The sequence below is a fragment of the Xanthomonas hydrangeae genome, assembly GCF_032697525.1.
GTDB lineage: Bacteria > Pseudomonadota > Gammaproteobacteria > Xanthomonadales > Xanthomonadaceae > Xanthomonas > Xanthomonas hydrangeae.
The window spans coordinates 308,983-332,446 of sequence record NZ_CP103836.1; the positions used below are offsets into that span (position 1 = coordinate 308,983).

Below are 23,464 nucleotides of genomic sequence, written 5' to 3' on the forward strand. Positions count from 1 at the left end.
CGCACGCTCAGGTGATATCCAGATCGGCGACGGTGACATCGATGCCGACCGCATAGGTGACGCAGAACTCGTTGGGGCCGGAATCCTCGCCGGTGACCAGCAGGAATTCCTCGCGCTGCAGCTCCGGCACATCGCGGCTGTAGAGCATGGCGTAGTGGGTCAGATCGCCATCGCGGCGCGGCGGCTGATAGCGGTACAGCACTTCGTCGTAGGCGATCGGCGGAATCCGCGCCGCATCGTCGGTGGACTGGGTGGCGCGCTGCCAGCGCTTGCCGGCGTACTCGATCTGCGCCGCACCCAGATGCGGATGCTGCATCACGAACTCCTGAAACGCCTGCTTGCTGGGCGGATTGACCGTCTCGCAATACACGAACGCCTTCATCGCTTCCAGATCGCCGCCCACCGTAGTGACCTGCAGGAACGCATCGTCGTCCAGATAGAAACGGTGCAGGGAATAGCCATCGCCCAGATTGACGTGGCCGTAGCACGGAATGCCTTGATGCCCGCCCGGCAACTCGGCGGTCATCGCCTCCGGTGCCATGCGATACAACGTGGTGTCGATCTCCACCTGGCCACCCACACGCAGCCCCAGCGGCAGTGCGTGACCGATGGCGCCAGTGCCGGAGCCGGGCAACGGCGGCGGTTGTGGTTGACCGAACAACTTGCTGAAAAAACTCATCGTCCTGCACCTTGTGGCGATGGGGAATGGGGAACGGCGGCGGCGCGCAGGGCCTGCCATGCGATGGCATGCACGGGCACGCGCTGCTCGGCCAGGTAATACAGCATGGCACCGGCCGGCACGGCGGTGTGTGCTGGCGGGTTCAAGCGCAGCGCGCCATCGGGCGCGCGCAGGCCCAGCAACAAGGCGCCGCGCTGGCTGAAATCGGCCGCCACGACGCGGTAATCCAGCGTTGGCACATCGCCCGGAACCAGCAGGCCGAACTGGGTCGGGCCATCGTCCACCGACAGCAGCTCGGCGGTGATCGCGGCGCTACCCGGGTCCTGTGCGGCACGCGCCAGGATCTCGGCGGTCATCGGCCGCGTGCATTCGATCGCCGGATAGTGGCAGTTGACCAGCCGCGCCGCACTGCCCGAATCGAAGTGCGCCACGATGTGCGCACGCGGCGCATGCGCCATCAACGCGAACACCGCCGCCAGGGTCTGGTCGTCGGACGGCGGGTTGACGATCACCCGCGCCGCGCCCGCAATGCCCGCGCGCAGATACACGTCCGTGTGCGTATACGACTCGGCGGCGATGAAGCGCATGTGGTCGGGTATCGGGTTCTCGGCCACGCCCTCGGCGATCAGCACCACGCCTTCGTCATCGGTGGCGGTGTCGGAGAGCAACAGCTCCAGCAAGCGCGTGGAGGCGGCGCCCTGCCAGCCGATCAGGATGGTGTGCCCGCGCAGATCGGCGTAAGCCATCTTGCCCATGTAGTGGCGCCTCCAGAAAGTGATGAGCACGCCGCTGGTCTTGGCCAGCACCGTGGCAAACAGCGCCACCGCACCCGGCATCAACACGAACGCGGCGATATAGCGCCCGGCCACCGAGCCCGGCGACAGGTCGCCATAGCCGATGGTGGTGGCGGTGGTCATGTAGTAATACGGAAACGCGTCAAGGCCAACGAGCTTGTGCTCGCCAGCCATCATCAACAACGCCCAACTCACGCCCATATGGGCCAGCAGGGCCAGCGCCACCATGCCCCAGCTGACGCGGCGCACGTGGCGCCGCAGTACCCGGATCAAGCGTCCGACGATGATCATGGCGCGTCCTGTGCCGTGGGGTGGATCAGCTGTCGCTGCGCGGAACCTGCTGCACGTCGCGCACCTGGCCGATCAGCGGCGCGCTGCCGCTGGCGCTGTCGTGGCCGAGCTGGGCCGGCTTCTTGAAGCGTGCCAGCACGGCGGCAGCGTTGGATTCACCTTCCATCAGGCCGGCTGCGGCCAGACGCCGGTTCAGATCGCCATCGCCGCTGGACGATTCGAGTTCTTCGGCCGATTCGATCCGTGCGGAGGTTTCGGCCTGACGCGCCTTGATCCGCTCCAGCGATTCCAGTGCCGAGCCCATCTTGCTGCTGGCGCCGGAATGGCGCGCGGCAATCGCCGCCTGCGCCTTCTGCACCGCGTCGGTGGCCTTGACCGTGTCGATCTGCTGGCGCATGCCGCGCAGCTGGTTCTCGGTCTTCTGGATGGTGGCCTTGAGCGTCACCACCGACTGGTCCAGCGAGGTCTTGGAGGCCTTGTCGCCGGCGTCCTCGCTTTCCAGCGCAGCCAGTTTGGTCGCCACATCGTGGGCCAGCGATTCGTCGCCCTTGGCCAGCGCACCTTCGATATAGCGCGTGTACTCGGCCATCTTGCCGGCGCGCGCGTCGATCTTCTGCTGGGCGAGCTTGCTTTGCGCCATCAGCTTGGTCAGCTCTTCGCGCGAGCGCGTGAGCTGGGCGCCGGCATCGCGCATTTCCTGGTCCAGGATGCGCAGCGCATTGGCGTCGACCGCCTTCTGGCCGGTTTCGTGTGCAGTGCCACGCAGCAGCGTGATCAGCTTTGAAAAGATACTCATGACAACACGCCTTTAGGAAAAGTACGGCTTGAGAGATTCGGCGGCATCCAGCGTATTGGCCGCCAGGGTCTGGATTTCCTCGTCGATCTGGTCGAGCGTGGACGACGCCGACAGCTCGCCGAAGACCACATAGCTATCCTTGCCGTCGACCTGCACCAGCCCCAGGTTGGATAACGGATTGAGCGGATTGAGCCGCAGGCAGGCGTCGTTGAACGCCGCGCGATCGCTGACCTGGTCGGCGTTGGCCAGCAGCGTGGAAACGAACACCTGCGAGCCGGAGGCAGCGACCTGGATCTGCATGTCGCCGTGGTCGGCCAGGGTGAGGTTGATGGCCGGCTCCAGCCCATCGATCAGTTCGACCTCGATCGGCTGGTCGCGGTAGCGCTCGGCCAGCAGGCCGTGCAATTCGACAGTGGTGTACTGCGTCATACGATGTCCTGTCCTTTGGTCATGCAGCGGTGGTGATGCAGCTGCGCTCATGCAGCAACAGTCGTGCAATGGCCGGACATACTACAGACTGTTTGCGACCGGCAGAAAGGGCCGGAAGTCAGCCGATCAGGCCAACGGCGGGCGGCCCCCCCCCCCCCCGTTCAGTTGGCTCGCAGCCACACGCCGTCTGGACGGGCTGCAGGTCGGCGATGCTGTGGTCGGCATGCGGCCCACGGCCAGGCGCAAGGCCTGCGCAGCTGCGCCAGCCAAGGTACGCACACGCCAGCGGGCCGGCGCGCTTACGGATACAGCATCCGCTTGCTCCAGCGGCTGGCCGCATCGGCCTCGTAGCGCCAGCGCTCGTGCAGGCGGAACCTGGCGCCGTACCAGAACTCGAACGCCTGCGGCACCACCCGGAACCCGCCCCAGCCATCCGGGCGCGGCACCGCGCGGCCCTCGAAGGTGGCCTCGACCTTGGCGATGGCCGCGTCGAACTCCTCGCGCGAGCCCAGCGTCTGCGACTGCAGCGAGGCCCAGGCGCCGATCTGGCTCATGCGCGGACGCGAGGCGAAATAGGCATCGGATTCGTCGGCGCCGACCAGTTGCACGCCCCCTTCGATGCGCACCTGGACGCCGGCCTCGCGCAGGCTGCGCCACAGAAACAGCAAGGCGGCCTGCGGATGGGTCTGCAGGTCGCGGCCCTTGGCGCTGTCCAGATGGGTGTAGAACACGAACCCGCGCGGATCGAAGGCCTTGAGCAACACGGTCCGCGCGCTCGGCCGGCCGTCCACGTTGGCGGTGGCCACGGTCATCGCGCTGGCTTCGAGTTCGGCGCTGGCGTGCGCCTCGGCGTACAGCGCGGTGAAGGTGGCAAGGGCTTCTGCGTACAGATCGGTCATGACGGTGCGTGGGCAGCAAGATTGGCGCCTATTGTGGGCGCATCGCGTGTGCTTCGCCTATGTGCGCGCTGTTGCAGCCGTCGATTTCCACGCGGTGGCGGCAGGTGCCGATGCCGATGCGTGCAGTCGACTGTCATCCCGCAGGATGGTTTCAAACCGCGACGATCGGCCCGGCGCAAGGGCGTGAATGCTACGATCCCTGCGCATGAACCCCGCTCCCAATCTCGTGATGGTCGGCCCGATGGGCGCCGGAAAAAGCTGCATCGGCCGTCGCCTGGCCGAGCGCTTCGGGCTGGACTTTGTCGATGTGGATCAGGCCATCGTCGAGCAGGCGGGCAAGAGCATTCCGGCCATTTTCGAACAGCACGGCGAAGCGCGGTTTCGGCAGCACGAAGTCGAGACCTTGCAGGCGCTGCTGCAGCAGGACAACAAATTGATTTCCACCGGCGGCGGCGCGGTGCTGGATCCGCTCAACCGCCAGCGCATCCGCGAGCGCGGCTTTGTGGTCTATCTACACGTGAGCGTGCCGGCGCAGTTGACGCGGCTGGCGCGCGATCGCAATCGCCCGCTGTTGCAGCGCGCCGACCGCGAGCAGGTGCTGCACGCGATGGCCGCGCAGCGCACCCCGCTGTACCAGGAGGTCGCCGACCTCAGCCTGGAAACCGACCATTTTTCCCCCGCCGAGGCCACCGCGCAGCTGGTGCTGCGCCTGGCCGCGCAATGGCGCATGTCGAGTACCCCTGCATGACACTTCCCCGTTCCTCGCGCAACGTCGATGTCGACGGCGCGCAGCCCTACACCATCACCATTGCACCCGGCCTGCTGGCCGACGGCGCGCGTCTGGCCAGCCATGTACGCGGCCGCCACGCGCTGCTGCTCAGCGACGCGCAGGTGGCCCCGCATTACGCAGCCGGAGTACGCACCGCACTGTTGCAGGCGCGCCCGGACCTGCAGCTCGGCGAGCTGGTGATCGCGGCCGGCGAAGCTTCCAAGACGCTGGATAACTTCGGCGCTGCGATCGCCGCGCTGGCCGAGTTGGGCGCCACCCGCGACGCCTGCGTGTTCGCACTCGGCGGCGGCGTGGTCGGCGACCTGGCAGGCTTCGCAGCGGCCTGCTGGATGCGTGGAGTGGATTGCGTGCAACTGCCCACCAGCCTGCTGGCGATGGTGGATTCCTCGGTCGGCGGCAAGACTGCGGTGGATATCCCGCAGGGCAAGAATCTGGTCGGCGCGTTTCATCCGCCACGCGCGGTGATTGCCGACACCGACACCCTGCGCACCCTGCCCCCGCGCGAGCTGCGCGCCGGTCTGGCCGAAGTGATCAAGTACGGCGCCATCCGCGACCCGTTGTTCTTCCAGTGGCTGCATGCCGAGCGCCGCGCGCTGCTGGACAGCGACGCCGCCGCGCTGGCCCAGGCCATCGCACGCAGCTGCGAGCACAAGGCCGAGATCGTGGCGCGCGATCCGCTGGAAAAAGGCGAGCGCGCCCTGCTCAACCTGGGCCACACCTTCGGTCACGCGATCGAGACCGAACAAGGCTACGGCGCGCCCGGCAACGACAACCTCAACCATGGCGAAGCCGTGGCGGTGGGCATGGTGCTGGCCGCACGGCTCTCGGCCGCGCTGGGCATGAGCGCTGCGCAGGACACCGAGGCGCTGCGCGCCCTACTGCACGACTTCGACCTGCCCACCGAGATCCCGGCCGGTCTGTCGCCGGAAGCGCTGCTGGGGCGCATGCGGCTGGACAAGAAGAACATCGCCGGCCGCCTGCGCCTGGTGCTGTGGCGCGGCATCGGCAAGGCCGAGGTGGTGCCCGATGTGGACGAGGCCGCGGTGCTGGAGATTCTGGCGGGCTGAGGCCTGCCAGCCAGCCGAACACGGATCGCTGGACCGCACAGGTAGGAGCGCCCCCGGGCGCGATGGGCTTTCCCGATCAATCCCCATCGCGCCCAGGTGCGCTCCTACGCAACGCCTGCTGCCGAACATCGTTCACGCAGGAGCGCGCCGGCCTCCGGGCATCTAAACCACCGATTGCCAACCACTGCCGATGGATCTTCGCAACCGGAGCAACCCGGCGCGCCCATCGCCCCCAGCCTTCAGCACCGCCCGGCTACAATCGGCGCCATGCGTATCCACTTGCAACACGATCCCGGCGGCAATGCGCCGCTCCGCTACGTCCAGCTGACCCTGCAACCGGATCTGTTCGGCGGTTGGGAACTGCTGCGCGAGAGCGGCGAGATCGGTGGACGCTCGCAGTTGCGACGCGACCAATACCTGCTGCAGGACGAAGCGGACCGGGCCTTCGACAAGGCGCGCGACACCCACCTCAAACGCGGCTTCCAACTCATCACCGGCGGCGCCGACGCGCCGCTTTGAGGACATCTCTCCCCATGCTCAAGAACGATCGCCTGCTGCGCGCCCTCAACCGCCAGCCCGTGGACCGCACCCCCGTTTGGCTGATGCGCCAGGCCGGCCGCTACCTGCCGGAATACCGCGCCACCCGCGCGCGTGCCGGCAGTTTCCTGGGCATGGCCAAGAACCCCGAGATCGCCTGCGAAGTGACGCTGCAACCGCTGCAACGCTTTCCGCTGGACGCGGCGATCCTGTTCTCCGACATCCTGACCATCCCCGATGCGATGGGCCTGGAGCTGTATTTCGTCGAAGGCGAAGGCCCCAAGTTCCGCCACCCGGTGCGCGATGCCGCCGCGATCCATCGGCTGGGCGTGCCGGACATGGAAACCGAGCTGCGTTACGTGATGGATGCGGTGCGCCTGATCCGCCGTGAGCTCGATGGCGCGGTGCCGCTGATCGGTTTCTCCGGCAGCCCGTGGACGCTGGCCTGCTACATGATCGAAGGCGGCGGCAGCAAGGAATACGCGCGCATCAAGGCCATGGCCTTCAACGCGCCAGAGGTGCTGCATCACCTGCTCGGCACCGTCACCGATGCCGTGATCGCCTACCTGTCCGCGCAACGCGCGGCCGGTGCGCAGGCGCTGCAGGTGTTCGACACCTGGGGCGGCGTGCTGTCGCCGGCGATGTACCGCGAATTCTCGCTGCCCTACCTCACCCGCATCGCGCGCGAGCTGGAACGCGGCGACGGCGCCGAGCGCACGCCGTTGGTGTTGTTCGGCAAGGGCAACGGCGCCTACGTGAGCGAGCTTGCCGCCAGCGGCGCCGAAGCGGTGGGCGTGGATTGGACCATCGCGCTGGCCGACGCCGCACAGCGCGCCGGTGGCCGCGTTGCCCTGCAGGGCAACCTGGACCCGGCCACCCTGTACGGCTCGCCCGAGGCGATCCGCGCCGAGGTCGGCAAGACCCTGAACAGCTACGCACAAGGCAACGGCGGCTCGCGCGAAGGCCACGTCTTCAACCTCGGCCACGGCATGTCACCGGACATGAATCCGGATCATGTCGGGGCGCTGGTGGAAGCGGTGCAGACGCTGAGCAAGCGGTAATGCCAAGGCACGGGTCGACAGCGCACCTGTGCTGTCGACCGTCGCTCAACGCGCGCACCCGGGTAGCGCGCGCTGAGCTTGATGACGGGTGGTGGCTGCATCGGCAATAGGTCGGCAGCACCGCCGGTACGTATCTGATGCTGCCAGGCCGCCCCAGGCATGGGGCACAGTGATGAAGGCATTCTTCGGCGAGAGCAAGCCCAGCCTCCATGCCCTTATCAGCATCGCGCTTGCATCCGCTCCAACGCGGCCTTCCTGCATCGTTCCGTGAGCGTTATGCCGCCACACCAATGATGTGTGGCAGTGCGCACGTCCATTGCCGACGTCAATCCCGCCTGATGCGCACCGAGCTCAACAGCAACGCTGCCAATCATCGGAGCGCGTGGACTGGGGTTTCGTGGGGCACCGATAGCGCGGCGGCTGGCCATTAACTAGCTGCAAAAAAATCGCCAAGCGGACGCGAGCTTTCCCGGCTTGCGTCAATAGCATCCTGTGCTCGTCTGTTCTGCATGGCCTTTCTGTAATCCGCTTTGCGATTCCCCGCGACATTCCCCGCACGCCGTTTCAAAACGCCTCTTTACATCGCATACCGCTCTAAAGCGGATCGGGCTTCACGTCGATAAGTCCGGCATTGCCGTCGTTTAAACCAATTTTTCCAAACAAAGGAGATTTACTGTTTCTCCACGGTGATGCGGTGCCACTGCAACACATCTCCGGACAGGCAGGCCGCCTGCCGAACCTCGACATCGTCACGTTTGTTCAAGCGCTTCACTCATTCGAGCAACAGGGAGAAAAGCATGGCATTTCCAACCGCCGTCAACGACCAGATCACCGACTCCGTCACACAAGCCAATACCAAGGTGCTGGGCGATGCCCCGGCCATCGCCATGGGCAATCTGTACCAGGCCACCGCACAGGCGCTGGCCAATGCCGCCCATAACGCGACCAACGCACAACAGCAGAGTTATGTCACTGCGCAGTCTTCAACCACGATGGGGGTCGCCACCCTGTACTCCATCGATACCGCCACCACCGGGGTAGCGACCAAGCAGATTCTGAGCACTGGCGTGAAGGGCCTGGGCTAAGTCAATCGTGATTTCTGGCACACAAGGAGCAAGCAATGGCATTTCCGACCGCAGTCAATAATCAAATCACCGATTCCGTTACCCAAGTAAATACGAAGGTTCTGGGCGACGCACCGGCGATCGCGATGGGCAATCTATATCAGGCAACTGCGCAAGCGTTGGCAAATGCTGCCCACAACGCAACCAACGCGCAGCAGCAGAGCTATGTCACTGCGCAATCGGCCACCACGATGGGCGTGGCGACGCTGTACTCCATCGACACCGCCACCACCGGCGTCGTCACCAAACAGATCCTGGGCGTCTGACGGCCCGGCTAACGCCAAGGACATTCGCCAATGGCATTTCCCACCGCCGTCAACGACCAGATCACCGACTCGGTCACCCAGGCCAACCTGCAGGTACTGGGAAGCTCCCCTGCAGCAGCCATGGGCAATCTGTACCAGGCCACCGCGCAGGCGCTGGCGAACGCGGCCCACAACGCAACACTCGCGCAACAACAGATGTATGTCACCGCACAGGCAGCAACCACCATGGGCGTTTCGCTGCTGTACTCGCTCGATACCGGCGCCACGGGTGCCGCCACCAAGAAGATTCTCGGCTAACCGCTAACGCCGCAGGCTCTTCGTTCTTTCCCTACCTCAAGGAGTTTTCACCATGGCCTTTCCGACTGCCGTCAACAGCCAGATCACCGATTCCGTTTCTCAGGTCAACACCAAGGTCCTCGGCGATGCGCCGGCGATTGCAATGGGCAATCTGTTCGTTGCCACCAGCCAGGCGCTGTCCAACGCCGCGCATAACGCCACCAACAACCAGCAGCAGTCCTACGTGACGATGCAGGCATCGACGACGCAGGGCGTGTCCACCCTGTATTCGATCGACACCGCGTCCGATGGCGTCGCCACCCGGGAAATCCTGAGCGCCGGGCTCCGGTAATCGGCAGCCAGGCGCCGCTGCCACAGCGCGGGCGGCGCCTGGTTCGATACGCGATGCCCTTGTTACTACCACGCATCTTGCTGGTCGAATCGAGAAAGGACGCCTCATGCTGCAACTACGCCATATTCCCACGTCCAACACCCTGGACGTCGTAGTGAGACTGATCAGGGGCCGCACCATTGTGGCGACGTTCGCACCTCACCAAAAGGCGGTGATCAACGTCGAGTTCGACGGCATCCTGCCTGTGATTCCCGGAGCGCAGCCGTTGGTCTATCGCCAGAAGCTGGACCGCGTGATCGACGTGCCGCACGGCAATTTTGCATTCCTCGAACGCGTGCCCGATGGCGTGGCCTTGCAGTACGCGTGCAAACACGCGCCACAAAACACCGTCATGTTCTCGGCGTCGGCTGGCGTTGAACAGCGCAGGCCCTCGTTGGCCTAGAACGCCGACGCCAGTGCCCCGTCATGGAGCCAAGCGCGCAGGCTGCAAGCGTCGTCAGCCTGATCGGCACTGCCGCTACAGGTGCGGCGATGGCCATCGGGCAAGCGCCGGCCTTCGCGATGGGGGCGACCTACCTGGCGCTGTCGGATTCCATCGCGCTGGCAATGGAAAACGCCGTCGCCAACCAGCAGCGCGGACAGGTGCTCGCCGATGCAGCTCTCACTCAAATCCTTGCCTTAATCATCCAGAAGGGAGCGACTTCGTCATGATCGACGACAGTAGCGTGAACAGCCAGGTCGTCGATGCGGTGAGCAGCATCGTGACGCTGACCACCGGTCAGGCACCCGCACAGGCGCTCGGCATGCTCGATGCCGTGATGCTGGAGACGCTGGGCATGGCGATGCACAACGCCGTCAATCGGCAGCAAGGCGCCGGCATGATCAATGCAGCAGCGATCACCGCCGCCTGCGCCAAGATGATCTCCGCACCGTTCCCGGTTCCGCCGCCACCACCGCCTGCACCACCCGGACCACCACCGACGGTCGCGCCGTTGCCCGGCCCGCCCCCCGTACCGCCCCCGCCTGCAGCACTCATCGCCGCTGCAGCGGCGGAAGCCAAGGTGGCCGTCGACGTGCTGAAGACGCAAGCACAAGGCGCCTCGGCAGATGCCGCGACCGCCACCGCCGACCTCATGGAAGTGCATGCGCTGAGCGTCCCGCCGCCCCTGCCCGCCGCTCCCCCCGCCTCCGGCGCCGGTCCCAATGATGCTGCCACTCCTGATGCTCCTGCTGCTGCACCCGCAGTTCCACCCGCAGCCGCAGCTGCTGGCGCACCCCCTTCTGCACCTGCACCTGCTGCTCCTGCTGCACCTGCATCTGCACCTGTGCCTGCACCTGCACCTGCATCTACAACGCCGCCTCCGCCATAAACCGTCTGCATAGAGGCGCGTTTCACCACCAGGCCTCATTGCCAGGCCGCCGATCAATCCACGGGAGCCGAGATGGAACCGAGCAAGGTCAATGCCCAGGTCATCGATGTGATCAACCAGACACAGATGGCCACCATGAGCCCGCAGGTCGTGCTGACCAGCGGGGCCGGAAAGGCCTATCAATCGGTGGCGCAGTCGACCGCCATCGCGGTGCAGGACGCCACCGACGCGCTACGCAATGTCTCCACGATCGCCACCACGGCCGTCGGCGTGGCGATGGCGCAGTACCTGGCCACCGGCGACGCGAAGTACGTCACCGCGCTCACCCAGGCGCAGGCGCTGATGCAGGGCGCCACCGACGACTTTGCCAGGATCGGTTCGGCGGCCGGCCTGGTACTGAAGAATTTTCCCGCCGGTTGAATCCACAAGGAGTCATGCAATGTCCGTTTCAATCGCAGGCCGCCTGATCTCGATGCCGACGATGCTCTCGACGCTGGGCAGGCAGTGCCTCGCCTTCATCGATGGAGGCACGCAATGGCTGGCATGGGCGATCCAGTCGCCCGGTGTTCGCTATGACTTTCCCGACGAGAGCAGCTTGCTCGACGAGGTGCAGCAAGGCCTGCATGGCTCGCGCCTGGCCTTGTTGCCACAGTTGGAGCTGAAGGTCAGCCCGGTCAAGCTGATGACCTTGAGCCCGACCGACCTGGGCACGCTGGCGCAGGCAGAAGCAGGCGACACCGGCTCGGTGGTCAAGGCGCAGCTGCAGCGGATCTTCCGCGACAACGCCCTGCACACCGCAAGCGACCTGGCCGCAGGCCGCAGCCTGCTGACACAGTTGAACGTCGCTGGCGCCGGCGTGTTCCAGTCGCTGGACCTGGAAGAAAGCCTGGCGCTACGCCAACTGGCCGCCGAAGCGCCGCCGGCCGACGTCACGCCAGCACTGCAGCAGGAGGCAGCAGCATTCGCTGTCGAGCAGGCGCGGACGCCGCTGGAATTCTGCGATTACTACCGCTTCTATCTGGCCTGCAGCGCCACCATCACAGCTGCTGACGAGCGCGCGCATGCGGCAGCATCGGCGCTGCAGACGCTGTTGCCGCAGCTGTTCACCACCCTGGATTGCCCACAGGTCCAGGGGCTGCCTTCGCCCAACGAGGTTGAACGCAGCGTTGCCGAATGGCTGGCACGCGGTCGCCAGATCGGCTTCGCGCGGCTATCGCTGGCGGCCCAGCAGATCGTCCAGCACACCCGCTACCGAGGCGACGGCGACGACCAGGCGGCAGGCGCAGGCGACGCGATCCGCCTCTACCTGCAGTCGGCGCAGGCATTCCTGGCGGCCAACCGGCCCAGCCGTGGGGTGCTGGGCCAGGACGGCAGCAGCTGCATGTTCTCCATGCACAACGACTCCCTGGCTGCGCTGCTGCAGGTCAACAACGGCGTCATCTCACTACGCGATTTCGGTGCGGCACCCGCGCCCAACAGCGCGACGCCCGCTGCGGAGACGGAGGCCTCGGAGTGAACGCATCGAGCTCGCTTCCCGCGGCCACCGAACAGGCCCCGCCTGCGATCAGCGCCGCCGACGCGGCCCGCGACGCAGTGCATGCAGGACGCGGGGCCGCCCTGGCGGCCGCACGCCAGACCATGACGCAAGCCGAACACGCACTGGGCGAAATGCTGCGCACGCTCGCAGCGCAGCGCCCGCCCGATACCGCACCACTCATCGCGCCGATCCAGCTATCGCGCACCGATGCCGTTGCCCCACTCCATCCCGCTTCCACTTCAGGAGACACCAGCATGTCCGACGATACCCAGCCCACGCCTCCGAACCAGACACCAGCCACCACTGCGCAATCGCCAGGATCGTCGCAGGTCGAAGCCGCGCTGAAAGCGGCGCAAGCCCAGATCGATCAAGCGATGGCGGCCAGCAATATGGCAGTGCAGGCCGCCATGCAGGCCGCAACCGCGGCGACTGCCGCAGCCGGCAACGGCCAGGCTGCCGATAGCGCAAACCAGGCACTGCAGCAGGCCGACCAAGCCGCTGCCGCTGCGGTGGCGGCCGCGCAGCAGCAGACCGAGCAGGCAATGGCGGCCACGTCGCCGACGAATCCGAACGCCGATGACGGAACAGCCAGCTGACGGATCGATGCGCTTCGGCGTTGCGGTGATGCCGGTTCTTGCGGTGAACCATCCGGTTCTCTAGGGAACCGGCCACCCGATTCCTTGCCGCAACGTCGATCAGCAGTGCAGCCCATTCGCTCCGACCCATTCTCGACCCGGCCCAGCCAACGCCCGATCCGAAGGAATTCCGACATGACGTTCTACACAGGCTTCGACACCGATCAATTCCCCGGACTCCCCGCCCTCGACTGGCTCAAGAACGAGACCGGCCTGGCATGGTGCGGCTACTACCTGGCACCGGCGCCAAGCCATGCCAATACGGGCTGGATGGGCCAGCGCGACGCGTTGACCGCGCAGGGCTGGGGCCTGGTGCCGGTCTACTTGGGTCAGCAGACGATCGGCCCGGGTTCGCACGACGTCACCGCCCGACAGGGCAGCATCGACGGCGCACAGGCCGCAGCGCTGGCGCGCGCCGAAGGCTTCCCTGACGGCACGGTGGTCTATCTCGACTGGGAAGATGGCGGCAGCCCGCCCCAGGCCGCCATCGACTACATCCGCATGTGGATCGCCGCCTTGGTGGGGCATGGCTACTCGCCAGGCCTCTATTGCTCGCATGCGCGCGCAGTGGAATTGCTGTCGCGGATCGGCCCCGGACCATCCCCGCGCGTCTGGGCCTGGCGCGTCTCGACGGCAGGGCGCCATCTCTACGCCGGCGACATCCAGCACATCCAGCCCGCCGATCCGGCCGGCTGCGGCTATTCCCAGGCCATGCTCTGGCAATACGAACAGGATGCGGTGCTGTCGCTCCCCGGCACGCCGTGCGATGGGCTGGAATTTGACTTAAGTTATTCGATCCATGCCGATCCAGGCGCGCGCTAGCTCTGCGGCCCCACAGCTTCGAGAAGGGAAGCTTCAAATGCACGGACGAGCATCAATACGAATCGGATAGAAGAGTTCGATTTTTCCGGGCGCATTAAAAAATCCAAGCGGCAAGCGCTGCGACTGTCGCGCACTAGCAGTGCATTATCGACGACGGACACCAGCATTTAATCGCTTCAGAGCCACACATTATTCCGCAACTGCTTCGATCCGTCCTAAATAGGACGCGAAAAACGTGGACTCAATCCACCGCATAAATAAGGCACAGGGCATTGGCTACCAGAGCCCGTTTTAGCTTTAGTCGGCACGCCTACTTATGCCTCGCCATGCAAGCATAGAACACATCATTCAAAAAATTAACTGAGAGGTATATGTATGAAATTTCTGGTGGGAATATTCTCCCCATATAAAAAGTGGTACATGAATAATAACAATCATGATCGCATCACAATGCTGAATAATTTTTGCCAAAAAATAGATGAAGTAGTACGCAAAATAAATCAACCAAACATTGACCAGCAAGAATGCCATTCCATGATAATCCTCCCTGAGTATTACTTCAGCAGGAATATGAAGAGCGCGCTAGTCGCCAAAGCCATGGATGAGGATACCAAGAATAAATTATTTAAAGGCCTAATAGAAACAAGTAAACTACATTCGAAAACCTTACTTATCCCAGGAACGATCGCGTTCCGAAAATCGCTTAAAACAAAACCAAATCGCTTTGAAAAGTTATTTTCACACCTTAATAACGATAAAATTAACGAGCCATTCGATCAAGATTATTATGGCAAGAAAGATGCACACAACCCCGGATCCATTGAGCAGCTTGTGCAGCTAGTTTATTCACGAATATTTTTTGGAGAAAAATATGTTTTAGAAAATTTCCACATTTATCAAAATAAAACTTACGCCATGCTAAATGGCGAAACTAAATTTAAATACGCGAAAAAAGCAGGTTTTTTTGAAACTCAGGGCGCTACTAGCGAAATTCAATTTCACGCGCCAGACACACAACGCAGCGGCTTTGCAGAAATCCTCGGAAAGAAATTCTGCTTCGAAATCTGTTACGATCATTCTGAGGGAATTGCAAGGAAAGAAAAAGAAAAAAATGACCCCTTCAGTCTCCCCCCCCCACTTTCATATAGTACTTTCAGATGCAGTCGAATTCAACGAGGGCAACGCCGTGGTCAGGCCAAACGGATACTTTATACATGCATCAACAAACCGCGAGGAAAGCGGAGTAAAAAAACTAGAAAATAACATATGGTCCAAGATTCCGCCACTCAACAACAACCCCGATGAAGAGTTACTATTTTATTTAGTTGACGACGCCCCCCGGCAACCTTGAGTGGCTGCCGCGCCTATATTCCAAAGGGTCATGATATCGACGTTGGATATTGGGCACAGAGGCATCATGTCACCAATTGCGTTACTGACCCAACCCTCGCTGTATTAGCCTCGCTACTGTTCGGTCTGAGTACTTGCATGCAGCGGCGTTGGCAAGTAGTTCTTGTTGAGGCATTTATCGGGAAGCCTGCTTTTTAACTATTTGATGTAAGCATTTTGATATGGCTTGCCAGGCTGGATCAGGTTTAACTGCACACCACAAACATGCGCAGAAGCTTTTTTTCCTTGCCTTAGAAAATCTTGCGATTATATACATACAAGTTCCGCAGCAGCTAAAGTTATTTTTTACCGCTTGTGGCCAGCTGTGGTCTTAAAAATTTGCACGTCGCAGACGAATCCGCCCTCATCGCTTTGGCGCCACTTTGGGCGCAAGTTTGTAACTGCGTCGAAAACTCAAGGCGTAACGAGGCCGCCCATCCTGCCTCGCATGCATTGAAGGATATACACCATGACTACCACCGTGAAGGAAGTACCTAGCTTCAACACCATCGCGACTGGCAACAACATACAAGTCCATGCAGGTAACCCCACCCAGTATCTCGTAGCGCACATCGCGCCCTATCCCAATGACAATCTGATCGTTGGCAACACCTATAACATCTCAGACCCAAATCATGCGGCCGGGATTGTCGTAGAACTGGTAGCCCCGCCGGGCGGTGGCATGCAAACTGCCACCTTCCAGCGGCAAACTTGAAAGTTGTGCATGGACACTCGTCTTAGCGAGGGGCGTGAGCTTATCGGATTTATCTCAGTAGAGCTTCGTGCCGGGCCATCCGCGAGGGGCCCAGCACGAAGCGCCCAAGAACACCGCTACTCGGGGTTAGTCGATCCCACCGCCTCTCTCGGCGCTCCGGAACTCACGCGGGCTCACCCCCACCAGCCGCCGGAAGCTCTTCTCGAAATGGCTCAGGTCGCCGAAGCCCACCTTCAGCGCCACCTCTGTGATGCGCAATTTCCGTTGCTGATGCAAAAGCTCCTTAGCCTTTTCGATACGCAGCTGCTGCAGCATCGGTTTGAACGGGGTACCGAGTTCGTCGCGGAACAGGAAGCCCAGATGCGACTGGCTGACGTGCGCCTGCCGGGCCAGATCGCCCAGGGTCAGCGGCTCGGCATAGTGTTCGCCCAGATGCACCAATGCGCGCCGCAGTGCGTCGTGCAGGGTGGCGAGACGTTGGCCGGGGCGATGCGGAAGGCCGTCGATCCAGTCGACGGGCGTTTCCGTCGTGGTGGGCTCGGCGGGAAGATCTGCCTGTCGCGATGTCGTTGAGCGCCCATCGCCCTGCCCTCCGTGCCCCCGGCTTTCTACCAGACGCGGCGCGTGGCGCTGGATGTCGGCAATGCCGATCGGCCTGCCGGCAGTCATGACCGCCAGGCGCAGCATCACCCGTTCCAGCTCCTGGAGGTTTTCGGGCCATGGGTAATGCGTCAGCGTTTCCATCAGCACGTCGGTCACCAGATGACCATAATCCAGGCCATGCCGGTACAGCACGCGCTCGACATGAAACCCCATGTCTGCCCGCCGCTTGCGCAAAGGGGCAAGTTCAATCGACAGGACATCCAGCTGCGACAACAACGCGCGTGAGAAGCGCCCCGCCCGTACGCGGCGCGACAGATCAGCGGTCGTGGAGGCGATCACCCGCGGCCAGGCCTCGCCGCCCGACCCAGCCCACGGTGTGTATTGACCCCGAAGATGCCCAGCAAGCTGACGCTGCAGGGCGTCTTCGAGCTCGTCGACGCCCTGCAGGAACAGCGTCCCTCCCGCCGCGCGCGCGAACCATGTTGCCGGCGTGTCGTCGGGAGCGGCGCAGTCGACCGCAACGAACGCCCCCTCTCGCCAGGGCGCAGCTGCATGCAGCAAAACCGCCACCTCCTCCTTCTCGGTCCCGAACTCGCCGCGCACGATGACTGGCAAGCGACTGTCTGCGGCCTGCTCGATGAACGCATCGATCATCCAGACGTCTTCGCAGACCCCCGTCATCATCAGTGATCGAGCGAGCCGATCTTCCGCCAAGGTCCGCGCTGCATCGCGCTTGATCAGATAGGCACAACACTTTGCGATCTGCTGACACAGCATCATCGCTTGCGTGGTCATGCCGCCGTGGACCAGGGTCACGTGCAGCGTGCCGAGCACTTGCCTGGCATGCTGGACGGGAAAGCGACGCTTCATCGTTGCCTGGTCGTTCGCCTGATCCGAAGCAGGCAGATCGCTTTCCTCCGCTCCGAAAAACTCGCATGTCGCGCCATTCAATATCTCGCTCTGTGCCAATTCCGCAACAATCTTGCCGAGCATTGCCGCCAAGCGATCGCCTGGGAGATAGGCGCGCTGCAATAGATTAAAGACCTGCTTTTCCATGAAATGTCCGACCTGATCACTGGCGCGCTCAGAAGGCGGCCATACCCAAGTCGCGCCATCCCTGACCAGACCGTCGGCAAAGCTCCAAGAAATGATTTCCGCTCTTTAGGTTCAACGCTCCCCTCGCCTCCCGCTCGCTCGATCCATCGCAATGCAGGGAAACCCTTGCTTGCCTTGGCTGAACTCGTTTGAGGCGTAAGAGATTCACCAGCGAATCAACCGCTTGTCGCAAGCCATATCGGGCATTAGCACGCTGCCACTGCCCTGTCCCGACGATTCGTGACATGTGGCTGGCCTGACATTCAATTGGGTGAGGTTCGTCTCATTCGTTGCCGATGCAGCGATACATCGCTGCGGCGGACTCAAGCAACGGCGTACCGCATGCCGTTGCGACTTCCTGCACAGTGGCGCGGGGATAATGCGTCGTCCTCCCTACGACGATGCTCATGTCTCAGCCCGTTCCCGTCTTACGTGACTACGACAGCATCAAGCCGTTGCTGTGGCTGGTGTCGCTGGCGATCTTCATGCAGATGCTGGATGCCACCATCGTCAACACCGCGTTGCCGTCGATGGCAGCGAGCCTGCATGAAAGCCCGCTGCAGATGCAGTCGGTGGTCTTCAGTTATGCGTTGGCGGTGGCGATGTTCATCCCCGCATCGGGCTGGATTGCGGATCGCTTCGGCACCCGGCGCACCTTCCTGGCTGCGATCATCGTGTTCACGCTGGGCTCGTTGTTGTGCGCGGCCGCGCAGCAGTTGCCGCAGCTGGTTGCTGCACGCGTGGTGCAAGGCATCGGCGGGGCGATGTTGCTGCCGGTGGGACGCCTGGCAGTGCTCAAGACGGTGGCGCGCACCGACTTCCTGCGTGCGATGAGCTTCATCGCGATTCCGGCACTGATCGGTCCGCTGATCGGCCCCACCTTGGGCGGATATCTGGTCGAAGTCGCCTCCTGGCACTGGGTGTTCTTGATCAATCTGCCGATCGGCGCGATCGGGTTTATCGCTGCACTGAAGATCATGCCGGATCACTATGGCGATGCGCGCAAACGCTTCGATCTGATCGGCTATCTGATGCTGGCGTTCGGCATGGTGGCGCTGTCGTTGGCCTTGGACGGCATCTCCGAACTCGGCCTGCGCCACGCCTTCGTGATGCTGCTGGCGATCGGCGGGCTGGCCGCGTTGGCCGGTTACTGGCTGCATGCGGCCAGCGCGCCGGCGGCGTTGTTTCCGCTGGCCCTGTTCAAGGTGGCCAGCTTTCGCATCGGTATTTTGGGCAATCTGTTTGCGCGCGTGGGCAGCGGCTCGATGCCGTTCCTGATTCCGCTGTTATTGCAGGTGGGCCTGGGCATGAGCCCGATGCATGCCGGGCTGATGATGGTGCCGGTGGCGCTGGCCGGCATGGCCGCCAAACGCGCCGCAGTCAAGTTGGTCGGCCGCTTCGGTTACCGCCGCATCCTGATGCTCAACACCGTGCTGGTGGGACTGGCGATGGCCAGCTTCGCCTTGATCGATGTCGGTCAACCGCTCTGGCTGCGCTTGCTGCAGCTGGCATGCTTTGGCGCGGTGAACTCGCTGCAATTTACCGTCATGAATACCGTCACCCTGCGTGACCTGGACCACGGGCAGGCAAGCCCCGGCAACAGTTTGCTGTCGATGGTGATGATGTTGGCCACCGGCTTCGGCGCGGCAGCAGCGGGCAGTCTGCTGGCCGCGTTCAACACGCATCTGGGCGACAGCCACGGCGCCACGGCGGCGCTGCACGCCACCTTCCTGTGCGTCGGCGGTATCACCTTGTCGTCGACATTGATCTTCTGGCAGCTGGCCGAGACGCGGCCGCACCCCAAACATGTGGAAGAAGTTGCCGAGTAGCCATGCGTGTGCGGCAGCAACCGGCGCAGTGCGCGTGCGGATGGCCGCGCACGATTTCAACCGCAGCACACAGCCCAACGAGTGGCTGACAAAACGCTGCGAGCAGTCGCCAGATGTGAGTGCGGATGGTGCGGAGGGACTGGTGTGTAGAAGCGTACATGCCGATTCCGAGTGCCGGCCGTGCCGGCCTGGCAACTGCGCAGTAGTTAATAGTCGCTTTAAATCTCCTCGCGCGGGCGCTTGCTTCGCAACGCCTCGGCAATGGTGTCGGCAAGCATGTCGCCAGTGAGTGGCTTGCGCAGGAAACTGTCGAATCCGGCTTGCTCCGCAGTAGGCTCGGCGGCTTCGTCAGAGCGCGCGGTGACTGCAATCAGCGGCATGTCGTAGCCGAACACGCGCAGCTGCCGCGCCAGCGCGAAGCCATCCAGGCCCGGCAGATCCAGATCCAGCAGGGCAAGGTCGAAAGTGTTGTCGGCCGCCTCGGTCAGTGCGGCCAGCCCGTGCGGTGCGTGCACCACCGAGTGGCCTTGCGAACGCAGCAGGCCAACGATGACCTCGGCGATGGTCGGGTCGTCTTCCACCAGCAGAATGCGCTGCGGGGCGACAGCGCCACCGGCACGCGCCACCTCGCCGCCGAGCGTGGCGTTGGAGGCGACCCAGCGCAGCGGTAGATCGACCACGAAGCGCGTGCCGGCGCCGAGGCGACTGATCACTTCGATATGCCCCCCCATCGCCATTGCCAGTTCCTGGCAGATCGCCAGACCCAGGCCGCTGCCACCGTAGCGCGAGGCGGTCCTGGCACCGTCGCCTTGTTCGAAACGCTGGAACAGACGTGCTTTTTGCTCGGCATTGATGCCCGGCCCGGTATCGGCCACCTCGAAACGCAGGCCTTGATACGAGCCCAGCGTGGTCAGCTTGAGCCCGACCACGCCGCGCTCGGTGAACTTGATCGCGTTACTGAGCAGATTGAGCAGAATCTGGCGGATACGGGTGACATCGCCGCTGGCGGTGATGTCGCCGAGCAGGCCCACTTCCAGGCTGAAACGCAGACCACGCTCCTGCGCCAGTGGCGCCATCAGACCTTCCACCTCGGCCACCAGTTGGCGTACCGAGAACGGCTGCAGATCCAGCTCAAGACGCCCGGATTCGATCCGCGCCAGGTCCAGCGCATCGTTGACCAGCCGCAGCAGGTGCGCACCGGCGCGACGGATCGATTCGGTATAGCTGCGCTGTCTGTTGTCCAGCGAGGTCTTGAGCAACAGCTCGCTCATGCCCAGCACACCGGTCATCGGCGTGCGTACTTCGTGGCCGAGGGTGGCCAGGAAACGTGTCTTGGCGAGCGAGGCCTGCTCGGCAATTTCCTGCTTGTGCACCGCCAGCTGCAATGCGTTCAAGCGACGCAGGCGACGGCGATACAACAGCACCGCCGCGGCGATGACGCATAGTGCGAGCAGCCCCAAAAAGACCAGTCCCCAGGGCGCCAGCCACCACGGCGGCAGCACCTGAAAGCGTAGTGTCTGGCTCGCCGACCAGATGCCCTCGGCGGTGCGCCCTTGAATTTCCAGCGTGTAGTGGCCCGGCGACAAACGCGAAAACTGCCGCTCGCCACTGGGCCCGACGTCGATCCAGTCAGGGTCGTAGCCGCTGAGGCGGAAGCGGTAACTATTGGACTCGGAATCAGCCAGGCTGAGCAGGCGCGCAACGATGTGAAGATCGCGATCGGCGTCCTGCATTGTGAGCGGCTCCTGTCCGGTGATATCCAGCCCACGCTCCCCGCGCCGCAAGCCCACTCGCTCGATAATCAATGGCGGCCTGCGTGTGCTGGGACGCATCGTGGCCGGATCGAACACCACGACGCCATCAGGCGCCGCGCCAACGATCTGCCCGCTGCCCGCCTGCACCAGGGTGTTGATTAGCAACTGCTGATTGGGGAGCCCATCGTGCACCCCATACACACGCACCAATCTGCTGCCAGGATCGATCCGGATCAGGCCGCGCTGACTGGACACCCAGGCCACTCCCCTGGCATCGACCACCATTCCATTGGGCGCCACCATCGGAAACTCCTGGTCTTTTCCGACGGTATCCAGGTGCTTGAGCTGCTTTCCATCCCACAGATATCGGCGTATCTCGCCCGCCAACCCGGTCCAGACCACGCCGCCCTCGCCAAGCCGGAAAAGATGGGTCGGCACGGACGGCGCACCGTCGACGGGGATAAATCGGTCGGCAGCGGGGTCCCAGCGCCGTAGACCGGCGTTATTGCTCAGCCAGATCTGACCGTTGGGACCAAGGCGTATGTCCAGAATGGTCAATGCTTCCAGTCCATGACTGCCATTGACGATGGTACGAAGCAACTGTCCATCTTCGTTCCGGATTTGAAGACCGTGCTCCAGCACAGTCACCCACAGTCGGCCCTGCGCGTCCTCTGCCATCCAACTCGGTCGGTCCGCGGCACCGTCGGGATCGGGTTCCACATCTTCCCGCAGTTGCCAGCGTTTGACTTGCCGTGTGTGCGGGTCATACCGGACCAGTTTTCCTTCTACGCCGATCCAGACGAAGCCGCGCCTGCTTTCGAGCATGGAGTCCGGCTGACGGGCTTTGTCGATTTGAGCCAGATGCGTCTGCAGTCGGCCTGTCGCCGGATCGAGATATTCCAGCACATGCCGTGAGCCAGCCAGCCAGACACCGCCTGCAGCCGAAGGCGTTGTCGCCAGCACGGACGGGTTGGTCAGCGACTGTGGATCCCCGCTGTGATGCGCCAGTACCGCAAAGGTGTCCCAATGCGGAGGCAGATGCCACAGGCCGCCTTCGAGCGCCGCAAACCACAGCCCGCCTTCCCGATCTCCGTAAGCCGTAATCCAGTTTCGCCTGACCAGACCGTGTGCCGCCAAGCTGTAGACCGGCACGCTGCTGATGTCGGTTCCTACGGAAGACAGGCCTAGGCCACTGTCGGTGTCCAGCCAGTAGCGCCCGCTACGATCATGCAACAAGACACCCATGACATGCCGCTTGCTCGCGTTGTTTTGCCATGGCTGTGGGCTCGCCTGGCCGTCGGCGTCCACACGAAACGCATCGCCGCCGACATCCGATACCCATAGCGTGTGGCCGCCGCGCTCCATGTACAACCGATTGACGGTCTGTGTGGCTCCAGGAAGCGGCACTCGCTGAAAATGCGTGCCGTCCCAGCGAGCGAGCCCGCCATGGGTGCCGATCCATAATGTTCCGTCGGGCGCGACCTCGAACCCGATCACGCTGTCGGACGGCAGGCTGGCGGGGTCGCCAGGCACGTTGACAAATCGCTGCATGCTGCCATCGGGACGCCGCCGATACAGCCCATGGGCAGCAGTACCAAGCCAGATATCGCCGTTCGGGGTGTGGGCAAGCGCCCACACCGTGATTTCGCGAAGCTCCGGGAACTGCGCATTCTCCAGGCGCTTGAACGCGCGCGTTTTGGCGTCCAGAAAGCCGGCACCGCTGTTCTCGAAACCCATCCACACCCGATTGTCGCCATCGACGCAAATGGTCCAGATCGCGTTGCTGGTCAGCCCTTCTTCCATCCGCCAGATGCGGTAGTTGCGTCCATCGAATCTGGCCAATCCGTCATCGCTGGCGATCCACAGATAACCCTGCTCGTCTTCGGCGAGTTCATTGACGGTGTCCGAGGGCAGGCCGTCGGCGACCGTGACCTGACTGGGTACCGGCGTGAGCAGCGCGCGCGTGGTCGCAAGTGCAGGTTGCACTGTAACGCACAGAAGCAGCGCCACCGCAGCAATCAGCCAATAGGAAAAACACAGAAAAAGGCGCACTGGACACGTTTCACGACAAGTCGCCGCATAGTGCGGGCCAAGCGCGGTGCGGGCAAGCCCGGGCCCGCTTGTACCGCTACTGCCGCTCATCTTTCCCATGCCTACGACGCGTAGGGCAGCGTCAAAGACCAATCCGCTGTCTGCCGCAGTGGTCACGAACACAGCGCAGAGGCCTGCATCCAGCCGAAACGACCCGGACGCCCCGGAAGATCGCCGGCACGACGCATCGCTGTTCAAGCTGCCCGTTACCCGACGAAGGCGCCGCACGACGCCCGAACACCACTTGTCTCCACTGACTGGGC

General features: G+C 63.3%; 24 protein-coding genes, 1 other RNA gene and 1 pseudogene. 18 read left to right on the forward strand and 8 right to left on the reverse strand.

Features of this window, described 5'->3' with window-relative positions:
* Positions 1–7: 7 nt before the first annotated feature.
* The 5 genes and pseudogenes from NYR97_RS01315 to pdxH all read right to left on the reverse strand — a co-directional run.
* Entirely contained in the window at positions 8–679 is a 672-nt protein-coding gene (locus NYR97_RS01315) for a YjfK family protein (RefSeq protein WP_316696229.1), read from the reverse strand.
* On the reverse strand, positions 676–1,764 hold the full coding sequence (locus NYR97_RS01320) for a potassium channel family protein (RefSeq protein ID WP_316696231.1): 1,089 nt from the start codon (positions 1,762–1,764) through the stop codon (positions 676–678). Before NYR97_RS01320 ends, NYR97_RS01315 begins: the two co-directional genes overlap by 4 nt.
* Positions 1,765–1,789: 25 nt before the next feature.
* Positions 1,790–2,560, reverse strand: coding sequence for a PspA/IM30 family protein (locus NYR97_RS01325; RefSeq protein WP_316696233.1), 771 nt, complete (start codon positions 2,558–2,560; stop codon positions 1,790–1,792).
* 12 nt (positions 2,561–2,572) lie between these two features.
* Positions 2,573–2,989, reverse strand: coding sequence for a YjfI family protein (locus NYR97_RS01330; RefSeq protein WP_006449074.1), 417 nt, complete (start codon positions 2,987–2,989; stop codon positions 2,573–2,575).
* Positions 2,990–3,288: 299 nt separating this feature from the next.
* A pseudogene (gene pdxH, locus NYR97_RS01335) lies at positions 3,289–3,912 on the reverse strand (pyridoxamine 5'-phosphate oxidase); the annotation flags it as partial.
* Positions 3,913–4,093: 181 nt separating this feature from the next.
* Between pdxH and NYR97_RS01340 the strand changes: the two are divergent.
* The 17 genes from NYR97_RS01340 (at position 4,094) to NYR97_RS01420 (ending at position 15,829) form a co-directional block, all read left to right on the forward strand.
* Positions 4,094–4,636, forward strand: coding sequence for a shikimate kinase (locus NYR97_RS01340; RefSeq protein WP_316696236.1), 543 nt, complete (start codon positions 4,094–4,096; stop codon positions 4,634–4,636).
* Positions 4,633–5,745 carry a 3-dehydroquinate synthase gene (gene aroB, locus NYR97_RS01345; protein ID WP_316696237.1) on the forward strand — a complete coding sequence of 371 codons (1,113 nt, stop codon included), beginning with the start codon at positions 4,633–4,635 and terminating at the stop codon, positions 5,743–5,745. The genes NYR97_RS01340 and aroB overlap by 4 nt, the downstream gene beginning before the upstream one ends.
* Positions 5,746–6,012: 267 nt before the next feature.
* Complete coding sequence (locus NYR97_RS01350) at positions 6,013–6,264, forward strand: WGR domain-containing protein (RefSeq protein WP_104533988.1); 252 nt, start codon at positions 6,013–6,015, stop codon at positions 6,262–6,264.
* Positions 6,265–6,278: 14 nt separating this feature from the next.
* A complete protein-coding gene (hemE, locus tag NYR97_RS01355; protein WP_316696240.1) occupies positions 6,279–7,343 on the forward strand; it encodes a uroporphyrinogen decarboxylase in 1,065 nt (354 codons plus the stop codon).
* Positions 7,344–8,140: 797 nt separating this feature from the next.
* Positions 8,141–8,428, forward strand: coding sequence for a RebB family R body protein (locus NYR97_RS01360; protein WP_115040621.1), 288 nt, complete (start codon positions 8,141–8,143; stop codon positions 8,426–8,428).
* 35 nt (positions 8,429–8,463) lie between these two features.
* Positions 8,464–8,733, forward strand: a complete 270-nt coding sequence (locus tag NYR97_RS01365) for a RebB family R body protein (RefSeq protein ID WP_022973269.1) — start codon at positions 8,464–8,466, stop codon at positions 8,731–8,733.
* A gap of 30 nt (positions 8,734–8,763) precedes the next feature.
* Positions 8,764–9,030: a RebB family R body protein gene (locus NYR97_RS01370; RefSeq protein WP_101361696.1), complete on the forward strand. Its 267-nt coding sequence runs from the start codon at positions 8,764–8,766 to the stop codon at positions 9,028–9,030.
* 52 nt (positions 9,031–9,082) lie between these two features.
* Entirely contained in the window at positions 9,083–9,361 is a 279-nt protein-coding gene (locus NYR97_RS01375) for a RebB family R body protein (protein ID WP_022973268.1), read from the forward strand.
* Between the two features lie 106 nt (positions 9,362–9,467).
* Positions 9,468–9,803: a hypothetical protein gene (locus NYR97_RS01380; RefSeq protein WP_316696245.1), complete on the forward strand. Its 336-nt coding sequence runs from the start codon at positions 9,468–9,470 to the stop codon at positions 9,801–9,803.
* Positions 9,804–9,826: 23 nt separating this feature from the next.
* Positions 9,827–10,072, forward strand: coding sequence for a RebB family R body protein (locus tag NYR97_RS01385; RefSeq protein WP_316696247.1), 246 nt, complete (start codon positions 9,827–9,829; stop codon positions 10,070–10,072).
* On the forward strand, positions 10,069–10,731 hold the full coding sequence (locus tag NYR97_RS01390) for a RebB family R body protein (protein ID WP_316696250.1): 663 nt from the start codon (positions 10,069–10,071) through the stop codon (positions 10,729–10,731). Before NYR97_RS01385 ends, NYR97_RS01390 begins: the two co-directional genes overlap by 4 nt.
* 72 nt (positions 10,732–10,803) lie before the next feature.
* Complete coding sequence (locus NYR97_RS01395; RefSeq protein WP_047695780.1) at positions 10,804–11,151, forward strand: hypothetical protein; 348 nt, start codon at positions 10,804–10,806, stop codon at positions 11,149–11,151.
* Positions 11,152–11,170: 19 nt separating this feature from the next.
* Positions 11,171–12,247 carry a hypothetical protein gene (locus NYR97_RS01400; protein WP_316696254.1) on the forward strand — a complete coding sequence of 359 codons (1,077 nt, stop codon included), beginning with the start codon at positions 11,171–11,173 and terminating at the stop codon, positions 12,245–12,247.
* Positions 12,244–12,864, forward strand: coding sequence for a hypothetical protein (locus NYR97_RS01405; RefSeq protein WP_316696255.1), 621 nt, complete (start codon positions 12,244–12,246; stop codon positions 12,862–12,864). Before NYR97_RS01400 ends, NYR97_RS01405 begins: the two co-directional genes overlap by 4 nt.
* 174 nt (positions 12,865–13,038) lie before the next feature.
* Positions 13,039–13,725 (forward strand): glycoside hydrolase domain-containing protein, encoded by a 687-nt coding sequence (locus tag NYR97_RS01410; protein WP_316696256.1) that lies wholly within the window; start codon positions 13,039–13,041, stop codon positions 13,723–13,725.
* Between the two features lie 420 nt (positions 13,726–14,145).
* Positions 14,146–14,988, forward strand: a complete 843-nt coding sequence (locus NYR97_RS01415) for a hypothetical protein (RefSeq protein WP_316696259.1) — start codon at positions 14,146–14,148, stop codon at positions 14,986–14,988.
* Between the two features lie 595 nt (positions 14,989–15,583).
* Entirely contained in the window at positions 15,584–15,829 is a 246-nt protein-coding gene (locus NYR97_RS01420; protein WP_316696261.1) for a hypothetical protein, read from the forward strand.
* A gap of 126 nt (positions 15,830–15,955) precedes the next feature.
* Here NYR97_RS01420 and NYR97_RS01425 read toward each other — a convergent pair whose 3' ends face one another.
* Complete coding sequence (locus tag NYR97_RS01425; protein ID WP_316696262.1) at positions 15,956–17,488, reverse strand: helix-turn-helix domain-containing protein; 1,533 nt, start codon at positions 17,486–17,488, stop codon at positions 15,956–15,958.
* A gap of 446 nt (positions 17,489–17,934) precedes the next feature.
* Between NYR97_RS01425 and mdtD the strand changes: the two genes are divergently transcribed.
* Positions 17,935–19,356: a multidrug transporter subunit MdtD gene (gene mdtD / locus NYR97_RS01430; protein WP_316696264.1), complete on the forward strand. Its 1,422-nt coding sequence runs from the start codon at positions 17,935–17,937 to the stop codon at positions 19,354–19,356.
* Positions 19,357–19,439: 83 nt separating this feature from the next.
* On the opposite strand, the gene NYR97_RS01435 is transcribed toward mdtD, so the two are convergent.
* Positions 19,440–19,516, reverse strand: a non-coding RNA gene (locus NYR97_RS01435) — sX9 sRNA.
* Between the two features lie 58 nt (positions 19,517–19,574).
* On the reverse strand, positions 19,575–23,252 hold the full coding sequence (locus NYR97_RS01440) for a hybrid sensor histidine kinase/response regulator (RefSeq protein WP_316696265.1): 3,678 nt from the start codon (positions 23,250–23,252) through the stop codon (positions 19,575–19,577).
* Positions 23,253–23,464 lie beyond the last annotated feature (212 nt).